The organism is Ruegeria sp. BF12 (genome assembly GCF_056538705.1).
This window is the reverse complement of sequence record NZ_JBQFTP010000014.1, coordinates 116649-126829: the sequence shown is the minus strand read 5'-3', so window position 1 is coordinate 126829 and position 10181 is coordinate 116649. Positions and strand designations below refer to the sequence as shown.

Genomic DNA, 10181 nt, shown 5'->3' with positions numbered 1-10181 from the left:
CAGTCAGCCAGAAAAGGTCGCTCATATCACCGCTCCGGTTTTCGAGCCGTGAATCACGCAGCGCTTTGAAAATCAATGCACCCTGACCCTAGCTGGAAACTGTCCGCACAGCCACCCACTCCTTAATTTTTAGCTGACGAGAGATTGCGACGATATTGCCGCGTGATTTCCGCGGCTTAGCATGAGCAAATTCTGATAGAGACACGGGACAGAGAGCAAACAAGCCCGATTTTAGCCTGTAGTCTCTGTTTGCCATTTCGGCGGCTCGAGTTTGGTGGATTGTTGGTTGGCTTTGCTCAGAGCTTTGCGAACTGTTCGCTTTGCTCAGCCCACGAAGCCGGTACACCTGACTTAATGAGATAATCAGACGTCAGGCCATCTGGCTGCTCACCCGATGCGATGGCGCAGCGGATCCGGCGCATCACCGTACCCCGAAGAAGCGCGTGCCTGACCAGTGCGCCCCGGTAATGTGCTTTGCAATCGCTGACAGGAACCGCCAGCTTTTACCATCCATGACGTACCCGCCTTCAAGGACTTCGACCTGATATGTCCGTCCGTTCCACTCCCGGACCAGATGAGACCCAGGCCTCGCGGTCGTGGGCAACACTTTCCCAGCCGCAATCTGCTTCAGGCGTCGGGTGGTTTTCGCTGACACACTGCCCAGCGCTTTGTTTTGCATATCCCAGATCAGCACCCGCTTCATAAACTTTGGTGACAGATACTTTGGTGGCGAGCGTCCGAAGGTCTCGCGCCAGCACTCGAGACAGACGGCGCGATCGAAAGTTTCGATCTCTGATATCAGGATCGACATTTCTTCGTCTTGCTTCGTTTTCATTGGGTGCCCTGCTCATCGACAATCCGGTAAACCGATCCCTTGTCGGTTTCCTGTCTGTCGACCACACATCCCGCTTTGCGTTGCGCGGATATCGCGGCCCGTGCCGTGTGCGCCTGCCAACCGAAGGTCTTTTGAAGCTGCGCGATTGTGACGCCTGATTCCCGTGTCAGCATTCGGTGAAGCTGCTTATGCCGGGTTGGCTGGTCGGCAACCTGTGCAGATATGCCTAAACTTTGGGTTGCCGTATTTGGTTTTGTCATCGTGTTTCTCCACTCTGCGGGCAAAGGTCCATCCCTCGCCCCGTACTGAGTGGAGCCCGGCGATCCCGGGCGAATGCGACACAGTCAGTACCGCTCTGAACCGCCAGGAAGTCCAGTCCAATTGTAAAAAATGTTCTCGCCTAACCCGATCGCAGGGCACAGGCTTCTGTGTCTGCTTTCCGCTCTTAAGCAGTCATCTGAGTAAAATGCTCGGATGTCAGCATCGAGCCCATTGTTACAATGATTTCGGTCCTGTACCTTCAAAACTTGGCATATCGAGGTTGCGCAATGGAAAATTTGGCTATGGCTCTTGCACTTGCAGTAAAACACATTGAGACGCGCGAAACTGAAACGGATTGTGACAACGATATTAGCACCTTGGAAGACATTGCAGCTCATCTACGGTTAGCTGACCATGACTCACAGACTGCTGTCGCAGACGCGCTTCGAAAGCTTGAAGTGCCAGAACTTATTGAAGGAATTGGCCTGTACATGAATGACGGCTAAGTCCCGCAAGTAGGTCATCGAACGCAGAAGGAATAAAGTCTGCTATCCAGAGGAGCGGCCGTTCGCGTCTAGACGTTTGAACACTCGGTTTAAGTTGAGATGACGGACGGCTGATGCCGTCCGCCAAATCCTCAATGATCGATCTTCTCTGCAATGCTCAATGCATCGTCGAATTCGATTTCAAGATACCTAACCGTGCTATCTACTTTTGTATGTCCGAGCAGAAGCTCGACGGCCCGAAGGTCGCCGGTCTTTTGATATATCAGAGCCGCCTTAGTGCGACGCAGGGAATGCGTCCCGTATCCACAAGGCTCTAGTCCGATGATAGACACCCATTTGCGGACGAGACGCGCGTATTGCCGAGTCGACAGGTGAGACGAAGCGTGGAGCCTGCTCGGAAAGAGGAACCTGCGACCTAGCGTGGCGGGCGACGTGACCCACTCAAGAATCGATCGTCGCGTGCTCTCCGACACCTCGAACTTAACTGGCCTGCCTGTCTTGCTCTGGATGACCGACACTCGGTTTTGGACTGCTCCGGCAACGACAAGATCGGCCACTTTCAACCAAACAAGATCGCATCCGCGAAGTTTGCTGTCGAGCGCGAGGTTGAACAGCACGAGGTTGCGCTGGCTCCCAGCGAGTTCGAGACGCGCACGAATTGCCCAGACTAGTCTTGGCTGCAGGGGACGTTTCTGGCCAACAATTCGGCCCTTTTTCCAAAGCGGACGGGTCGGTCTGACTATAGGAAGCTGAATACTATACATAGCGAAGTCTCCATCCAGCCCTCCCACACCAGGCATCGGCACCCTGTCAACCTGCGCAACTTAATGCCTCTGCCTTCGCAAGAACCAATCACTCGCATCTGAAACAGTGGGTCAACACATTAATGACCGCTTTCGATCAGGACGGACATTTGACGAAATGAAGTCGATGACCGCGTTGCGGGACTTTGCAGCCATCCGCATTCTTACTCCAAAGGACCGCAGTCAGCCCAAAACGGACATTCGAAACTAGACTTTACAAGTCCAGCGAAACGCAACCAAGCCCCCATTCAATCCGCTCAATCCAATGGCAGCGTACAAGCCATATTGCCTGATCTTGGAGCCCGGTGTTCACCTTCGTTAGAGGCTCTTGTAAAGAAGACCGCCCGGCCTCTGTGCACGTTTGTGGTGAAGATCCTAAGTCGAACTGCCAGAAAGGAGTTTCGGGACAAGTTCCTCGGCAAGGGAGGCGACTGCGTCCACTCGTGCGATGCGCCGCGAGCCTGGGCGGAACGTCAGATAAACCGAATATGGCCGCGAGACGTGCTTGGGCAAGCAGCGGACAAGCATTCCTTCTTGCAAGACCTCATCAAGCATGAATTCCGGCAGAAACGCATATCCTCGCCCCGCCATTGCAAGATCAAGTAAGACAGAAAAACTCCGTGTGGCAAAGGGTCCGCCTACCTTGATGGTAGAGACATCGCCTGAGGAAAAGAAAGTCCAGGTAGCGTTGGCAACATCACCTCTGAAGGTGAGACAGGGTTGGTCCTTCAGGTCGTCTGGTGTGTTGATCGCTATCTGCGCTGCAAGCTCGGGTGACGCGACGAGCCAGCAACGAAAGCTGCCAAGCTGCTTCGCGACCAGTCTGTCGTCTTCGAAAGTTCCGATCCGGAATGCCAAATCCGTATTGGGATCCTGCATATCCTCGAAATCATAAGCCGGGCGCATTACCAACGAGAGATCTGGAAAGCGCTCTTGGACGGCCGGAAGGATTACTGAGGCAATCACCGAGCCGAATTCCGCTGTTGCGGCGAAGTTCACCTGACCCGAGACGTCCCCCCGTTCTTCACGGGCGATGTCACCAAGCAAATCAATGTCAGCCAAAATGGACTGGATACGCTGGTTCAGTCGGACGCCTGTCGGGGTGAGTTTAACGGATCTTCCACTCCGTTCGACCAACTTCACGCCAAAATGGTCTTCCAACCGCGATATGTGCCGGGACACACCCGATTTCGCCATGTTGAGATGATCGGCTGCAACGCTGATCCCACCGAGCCGCGCGACGGTGTGGAAGCTGACCAAGGCAGGTATGCCAATCGTTCTAATATCTGCAACCATCAGTTCAATTTGATACCTCTGTTGCTTTGAGTTGGCAATTTTTAACTTCGAACCATCACGGGGCCCGTTGCAGGGCCACATGCAGGAGAAAAGACATGAACATACTCGTTACAGGTGCCAGCAGCGGATTTGGAAATCTGATGGTGGCGGATTTGATCAAGGCTGGGCATCGCGTTGTCGGGACCGTGCGCGATCCCGGAGGACGCAACAAGGAGGCCGCGCAGATCTTGCGCAATCTCGGCGTTGATGTTGTCGATATCGACGTGACAGACGATGCTTCCGTCGAAGCGGGCGTGGCCGCGGCAGAAGCCACGCTCGGGCAGATCGATGTGTTGGTCAACAACGCCGGTGCGGGTGCACACGGTCTGCAAGAGAACTTCTCTGGAGACGATTTTCAACGCGTCTTTGACGTCAATGTCTTTGGAGTGCAGAGGATGATCCGCGCCGTCTTACCCAAAATGCGGGCACGGCAATCCGGGCTGATCTTGAACGTTACTAGCCTTCTTGGCCGCGTGACAGTGCCCTTCCTTGGGCCTTATAACGCGGCGAAATGGGCCGTGGAGGCGCTCAGCGAAAACTACCGCTGGGAGTTGAGCCAGTTTGGTGTCGATGTCGCTGTCATCGAGCCCGGCGGCTTCCCCACGAACTTCTTCAACAACCTCATTCAGCCGTCTTCGCGCGACCGGGATGCAAGCTATGGCGAATTTGCCGGAGCGCCCGAGGCCATGCTGCAAAGCATGGGGGAATCCCTAGCCAACAACCCGTTACAGGTTCCGCAGATCGTGTCGGACGCGGTGCTCGAGGTGATTCATACCGCGCCTGGACAGCGGCAGTTTCGCAATGAAGTGGACAAGAGCGGCATGGCAGACCCTGTCATTCCGATGAACGTGCAAGCGGAAAAGGCAACCCAGGCGCTCTTCACCGCCTACGGTATGGTAGGTATGATGAAGCTTAAAACTAACGTGGCCAACGCGGCCTAAAAACAACGACAGGTCTGGGGTTTTCCGGGCCTGTCGATCCAACACGGGAATAGGAGGAGCCTAGCCGATGACACACCCCGCATTTACCTCAGACTCTGTGGCCGTGATCACCGGGGGTGCTTCAGGCATTGGCCTCGCCGCCGCAGTGAAGTTCGCTCAGATGGGCATGCGCATTGTTATTGTTGATCAAGACACCGAGAAACTGGCTGCCGCGGCAAACATGGTGTCCGCCGCCGGTGCGGCCGATGTGATGACGTCTGAGACAGATGTCAGTGATCGCGCGCAGTTAGAGGCGTTGGAACGGATGGTAGGAGACCGCTACGGCGGGGCAGACATCTTAATGAACAACGCTGGTGTCGGCGGCAAATCATCGACCATTGGGGACGCCACGGCTTGGGAGAAGATGCTGGGCGTGAACCTTTGGGGCCCGATCCATGGCACTCAGGTATTCGCACCAAATATGATCGCGCGAAACAGGCCAGGTGCAATAATCAATACAGGGTCCAAGCAAGGTATCACCACACCTCCGGGCAACCCGGCTTACAACGTCTCAAAGGCGGCTCTGAAAGCATTCACCGAGGCGCTATCACATGAGCTGAGAAACGGCCCCGGCCATCAGATCACAGCGCATCTCCTTGTGCCTGGCTTTGTTTATACTGGTATGATCTCCCTGCCTGAAAAACCTGCCTCCGCTTGGACCGCAGAGCAGACGGTCGACTTCTTTGTCGACAGCGTGAACCGCGGGGACTTTTACATCCTCTGCCCCGACAATGATGTCTCACGTGATGTCGATGAGAAACGCATTGCCTGGAGCGTGGGAGACGTCATCGAAAATCGCCCCCCACTAAGCCGATGGCATCCAGACTATAAGGAGGCTTTCGAGGCGTTTATGGCGAAGGCTGACTGATCATCGTAAAAGTCCACCACTCAGTAAAAAGCTAAAGATTGAAGACTGTCCGGCGGCCCTGCGGGTTCGGCGGCGCCTTTCAATTCGCGTTTAATCTATCGTATACAGCTCCTGTCTTTCAGCAACACCGCGCAATCTGTATTGCCCCAGGGAAACGAGACTTGGAATGGTGTTCACCAAGTCGCCGGCCACCTTGTCGGAAACGACAATGTTCTGATCGAGCGCGTTGCACATGCCAAGAATACGGGACGTTGTATTGACTGCTGGGCCGACCACTGTGAAATCCAAGCGAGACCTACCGCCTATGTTTCCATAAAGAACATCGCCAGCGTGCAATGAAAGAGTGAAACCGGTCGTTGGCAAACCATCCGCTTGCCTTCGTTGGTTGAGTTCCTCAAAGGTATTTCGCAACTCCGCGGCCGCGTGAATTGCGACGCGGCGAGCGTCTGGAACTTGATCGATATCGAAGATGGCAAGCATTCCATCTCCCATGAACTTCAGAACATTACCGCCATGGCGTTCAACTACGTCAACAGCTTCCGCGAAGTAATCGTTTAGCAATTCTATTATTGAATGTCCCGGAAGCGCCTCTGATAATTTGGTAAATCCTTGTAGATCAAAGTACCAAATCACGGCTGAAATCGTTTCGGATGAACCTCGGGTGATGTCCCCGGAAAGAACGCGCCTGCTGGCGTCTTTTCCCAAGTAAGCGGCGGTTATGTCTTCAGCCATTAGCCTGTTTGCGCCACATTTCAGCGTCAGGCAAAGTGGAGAAATTAGTTGACGCAGACCGTCAAGTTGCTGGCTTGTGAAGCCCCCGCTCGCGTCGGTTGCCAATGAAATAATAGCGCCTTCCTCGGCCTGCATTGGATCGACAGGTGCAGCATTATCTGGAAGAAGGAAGAACCGTTTGACAGCGAAGTAGTCTGTGGCACCGCGCTCGCGGAGTTCGTCAAACAAAGGAAAATAAAGCTCCGGGTCGTCGACCGTCAGGTCTTGTCTAATCTCTTCAACGTTGTTTACCAAAAGATAGTAAATCGGGCTCAGAACGTATTCTTCAGGTGCATCCGTTCTTCGAATAAACTCTTCTCGCTCATTTTCTCCGTGCCTGTGCCAGCGGAAAGCGACTGTCCCAATCTCGGGATGATGTGCGCGCACAGTGATGTTTGCTCTTTGAAGTGGAATTCCCGCCGAAACAAGACGCTTGCAGAATGCTTCGAGCCAGGTCTCCACCGGCGCATTCTCTAAGCCCTGTTGAACCAGCCAATCTGCTATGTCCTGGATGGCGGCGGTCAGTTCCCAGTTTTGGACTAAAGGAGCTGCCATGATGTCCTCTTAATGAGCTATCTTAACAGTTAGTTCTCAGTCTAATTCACTTCAAGGACACATCAAATTCAATTCTCCCACTGCGCTCGCAGCCCGAAGCGGAACTTCGACGCTGAGCTTTGTAAGTTCAACTGCGCGGGAGGCGAGTTACTATTGGTGCGAAAGGCTTGTACCTATCGAGTGCTTCGCCACGGCGATAATATAAGAAAGAAATTGACGGCCAATAGCAAAGCGGCTGAACTAGCTTTCTGACAGGAAGCAGGTGTCACCGCAAACTTTCGTGCAAAATACGGCTAGCCCAAGGTTTTGCCGGTGATGAAGGTGTACGAACTTTCTACCAGATCGATGACGACATCCAGCTCTTCTCGTGTGGTCGGTGTGTATATCATGACAAAGCCGCTCCACCCAGGACGTTGCTTGGCCCAAGGGTGTGCAACGGCCCAACCGGCCTCAATTGCCCGTCGCGCCATTGCGGGGTGCAGCGAAGCGTGCAAGCTGCCATCAGGATGCATATGCGCAAATTCAAACCCACCGACGATAGAGCTCGGTTGAGACAACAACATATCGGGATCAAGCTGAAAACCAATTGCCCCAGGAAGCGATATGCGTGTCGGGCCAAGTGTGACCCCTGGGAATTGCGCAACACGCTCCAGCAATAGCTGGGCCAAATCGGCATCTATTTCGACACCGATCTGAGTATGCGGTACGCCGCTTGTCGTTTCAGGACGGGGTGAGGTACGCTCCGGCAAGTAGGGCTCTTGTGCGAATGCCAGCGGGCACGTCAATGCCGCTGCTGTTGTAGCAACTGCCAGTTGTCTCAGGAACACATTCATTTTGTTGTCAGCCCGCCAATAGTTAAGAACGAGCGCTCAGTGTAGTATCAGCACCCCTGCACAGCATCATTCAGCCTTTAACGCTTCGACATTGATCAAGAGCTCTATTTCGTCGCTCACCGCAGGTGCGAACGCCCCAAGTCCGAATTCAGACCGCACGATAGTCGCCGTGGCTGCCAGCCCCAAGGTCGGGGTGCCCTCCTTTGCACCAAACGGGTATGGCGCTGACTTGTTTAGAGATGTTTCCAGAATGACCAGTTTGGTGATGCCATTAATGGTCAGGTCGCCGGAAATATTCGCGGTATTGTCCCCGGTGACTTCAATGCTGGTGGAGGCGAATGTGACCACATCACCATCGCTCGCGCCAAAAAAGTCATCTGACATGAAGTGTTGCAGACGTGCATCCCAGCCTGTGATCATAGATTTTACAGGCATAGACACTGCGACAGATGACGCAGACGGATCATCTTCGTTGAACTCTATCTCGCCGCTAAAACCCGAGAACATTCCAAACGTTTCTGAGAAACCGATGTGGTCGTAGCTGAACAGTATCTGGCTGTGCCCGGGATCCAGCTCGTACGTACCACTCTCGGACAATGCGGTTGTCGCGCCCATCGATAAGAGTACCGCTAGCGGGGTTGCTGCCACTTTGAACATTGATACGCTCCCATTTTGACAAGACGTGTTCGCGAAATTGAGTATTGAGCTTTAGTTTTTGGTTGGCCATACTTTTAGAACAAAATGTTCTACTGTGCAACAAAATGCTCTATAGGAGGGGCGATTGAAAGAAGATCCTAGGCTGATCGCCACACGGCAGGCCGCGCTTGATGCAGCGCAAAGGATACTGATGGATGAGGGCGTGCTGCACGTAACTCATGGCGCGGTTTCAAAGGCAACGGGCATTTCGCGCAGCACACTTTACAGGCACTGGCCAGATGCGCGCAGTCTGCGTGATGCTGCATTCCGATGCATCGCAACACCGCCGAGTATACCGCCCAAAACCAATGGTCCCTTGCGATCTGACCTGCGCTGGTTACTCGGTGTATTGATGGGAGCCTTGAATGATACACCGTGGGGCCAAATCGCGCCTCAGGTGGTCGCCGCTGCGTCCACCGACGAAGAAGCGCGGTTGGTGATCACTGAATTCATGAAGGATAGGTTCGCAAGTGTTGAAGCGGTATTTGCAGCCGCAATAGGCCGCGGCGAGATCACCGCCGGCGTTCCGGTTGATCAGCTCATAGAACTAGCAGTCGCTGCACCTTATTTCCGCAAGCTCATACGTCACGAAGCACTGAACGAAGAATGGTTGGACAGACATGTCGATCTGCTTTGCAGTATCGCGAAAACCAATTCGGGACAGTGACCATCGCCTGACTTTGCAATCAAAGCGAACCGCAACTGGTGCGAGATTTCGGAAGAACAGCAAGTTATGATCAATAGCCTGTCCATCCAGTTCCTAATAGCGGTTGCTTCAAATGGCCCCGATAAAGGTTCGCTAAGATCGTTCGTCGAGGTTTGCAAAGTCTGCTATCTGCGCACTGCTGTGGTTGGGGCGTCGCGCAGCATCGGTCAAAGTGGGCTCAATCCGGTCGTTCGCTGCACTCGGCGTGAACGACCGCTACGCGGACAAAACCGGACTTGTGCGATTGCGGCAATTGCTGACGCAGCATTGATTTGCTGTCGCAGCGCATTCATCGCTGCGTTGCAGCTGTTGTCGCCAGACCGGTCATTCAAAGCTATGATGATGCGATACTATCAAACTCTAGTTTTGCGGCACATAGGATCAGCAACTTAGACACCGAACAAAGCCAACGTTTGCGTTGTCGCAGGCAGTGCAGCAGGACAGGCCATGCGGGCCTTCAGCCAGTAAGCAAATTCTCGTTGTGGCTCACGCAGGTGGCGGGGAAGAGGGAGTAAGTCGCGGTCGTGGAATTTTTCATTAAGTCGAGATATTGCAGAGATTGGAACTTTGGTTCCTGCTTCGTGTTTGAATTGATCAGGAACGAGGCACCAATGGTGCTCCTATTTGTTGTTATGCTTTTTTGACGAGCGTAATCTTGTTTTTCTGACAGGAAATTAACGTTACTGCCGAACGCGATAGCCGGAAGCAATGATCTTGTTTATCAGAACAGCGGCGGCCTGGTGCATGTCCTTTTCATCGTTATTGCCGACCGCTGCTTCGTGGGCAGCGGCTGCGTCACGCAAAACTCCCACTATCTCATGTTCGGGCAGGAGCTCACGATCTTTTATTGCAAGCAAAAGCGCTTCGCAGATTGAGAGTGCGGCCATTCCTGAGTGGTCTTGCCGGTCGGCCATGGTAGACGTCCTTTTGTAACAGGCGTCCAAGCAAGGAAGCGCCACGATGAATTGCATCATACTGGCATAGATTGCTGTATACTTAACTGATCGAAAGCAGTCTTGGCGTCGGATAGTT

At 53.7% G+C, this 10181-nt stretch carries 12 protein-coding genes; 4 read left to right on the top strand and 8 right to left on the bottom strand.

Going from position 1 to position 10181, the window contains the following annotated elements; translation table 11 throughout:
- Positions 1-421: 421 nt before the first annotated feature.
- Both ACR0J0_RS19290 and ACR0J0_RS19285 read right to left on the bottom strand, forming a co-directional pair.
- The gene (locus ACR0J0_RS19290) at positions 422-835 is read right to left on the bottom strand and encodes a DUF2924 domain-containing protein (RefSeq protein ID WP_480665644.1); all 414 of its coding nucleotides are present in this window, start codon (positions 833-835) and stop codon (positions 422-424) included.
- Entirely contained in the window at positions 832-1095 is a 264-nt protein-coding gene (locus ACR0J0_RS19285; RefSeq protein ID WP_480665643.1) for a DUF3489 domain-containing protein, read from the bottom strand. Before ACR0J0_RS19285 ends, ACR0J0_RS19290 begins: the two co-directional genes overlap by 4 nt.
- Positions 1096-1398: 303 nt before the next feature.
- Between ACR0J0_RS19285 and ACR0J0_RS19280 the strand changes: the two genes are divergently transcribed.
- On the top strand, positions 1399-1602 hold the full coding sequence (locus ACR0J0_RS19280) for a hypothetical protein (RefSeq protein WP_480665642.1): 204 nt from the start codon (positions 1399-1401) through the stop codon (positions 1600-1602).
- Positions 1603-1733: 131 nt separating this feature from the next.
- Here ACR0J0_RS19280 and ACR0J0_RS19275 read toward each other — a convergent pair whose 3' ends face one another.
- Positions 1734-2366, bottom strand: a complete 633-nt coding sequence (locus ACR0J0_RS19275; protein ID WP_480665641.1) for a tyrosine-type recombinase/integrase — start codon at positions 2364-2366, stop codon at positions 1734-1736.
- 414 nt (positions 2367-2780) lie between these two features.
- The gene (locus tag ACR0J0_RS19270) at positions 2781-3782 is read right to left on the bottom strand and encodes a LysR family transcriptional regulator (protein WP_480665640.1); all 1002 of its coding nucleotides are present in this window, start codon (positions 3780-3782) and stop codon (positions 2781-2783) included.
- Positions 3783-3796: 14 nt separating this feature from the next.
- Here ACR0J0_RS19270 and ACR0J0_RS19265 point away from each other — a divergent pair, with 14 nt between their 5' ends.
- Complete coding sequence (locus tag ACR0J0_RS19265) at positions 3797-4681, top strand: SDR family NAD(P)-dependent oxidoreductase (RefSeq protein WP_480665639.1); 885 nt, start codon at positions 3797-3799, stop codon at positions 4679-4681.
- Positions 4682-4748: 67 nt separating this feature from the next.
- Entirely contained in the window at positions 4749-5588 is an 840-nt protein-coding gene (locus tag ACR0J0_RS19260; RefSeq protein WP_480665638.1) for an SDR family NAD(P)-dependent oxidoreductase, read from the top strand.
- Positions 5589-5678: 90 nt separating this feature from the next.
- Here ACR0J0_RS19260 and ACR0J0_RS19255 read toward each other — a convergent pair whose 3' ends face one another.
- The 3 genes from ACR0J0_RS19255 to ACR0J0_RS19245 form a co-directional block, all read right to left on the bottom strand.
- Positions 5679-6914 (bottom strand): adenylate/guanylate cyclase domain-containing protein, encoded by a 1236-nt coding sequence (locus tag ACR0J0_RS19255; RefSeq protein ID WP_480665637.1) that lies wholly within the window; start codon positions 6912-6914, stop codon positions 5679-5681.
- Positions 6915-7207: 293 nt separating this feature from the next.
- Complete coding sequence (locus ACR0J0_RS19250; RefSeq protein ID WP_480665636.1) at positions 7208-7747, bottom strand: luciferase domain-containing protein; 540 nt, start codon at positions 7745-7747, stop codon at positions 7208-7210.
- A 66-nt stretch (positions 7748-7813) separates the two neighbouring features.
- Positions 7814-8404 (bottom strand): YceI family protein, encoded by a 591-nt coding sequence (locus ACR0J0_RS19245; RefSeq protein WP_480665635.1) that lies wholly within the window; start codon positions 8402-8404, stop codon positions 7814-7816.
- A gap of 124 nt (positions 8405-8528) precedes the next feature.
- Between ACR0J0_RS19245 and ACR0J0_RS19240 the strand changes: the two genes are divergently transcribed.
- Positions 8529-9110, top strand: coding sequence for a TetR/AcrR family transcriptional regulator (locus ACR0J0_RS19240; protein WP_480665634.1), 582 nt, complete (start codon positions 8529-8531; stop codon positions 9108-9110).
- Between the two features lie 719 nt (positions 9111-9829).
- On the opposite strand, the gene ACR0J0_RS19235 is transcribed toward ACR0J0_RS19240, so the two are convergent.
- Entirely contained in the window at positions 9830-10063 is a 234-nt protein-coding gene (locus ACR0J0_RS19235) for a hypothetical protein (RefSeq protein ID WP_480649454.1), read from the bottom strand.
- Positions 10064-10181: the final 118 nt, after the last annotated feature.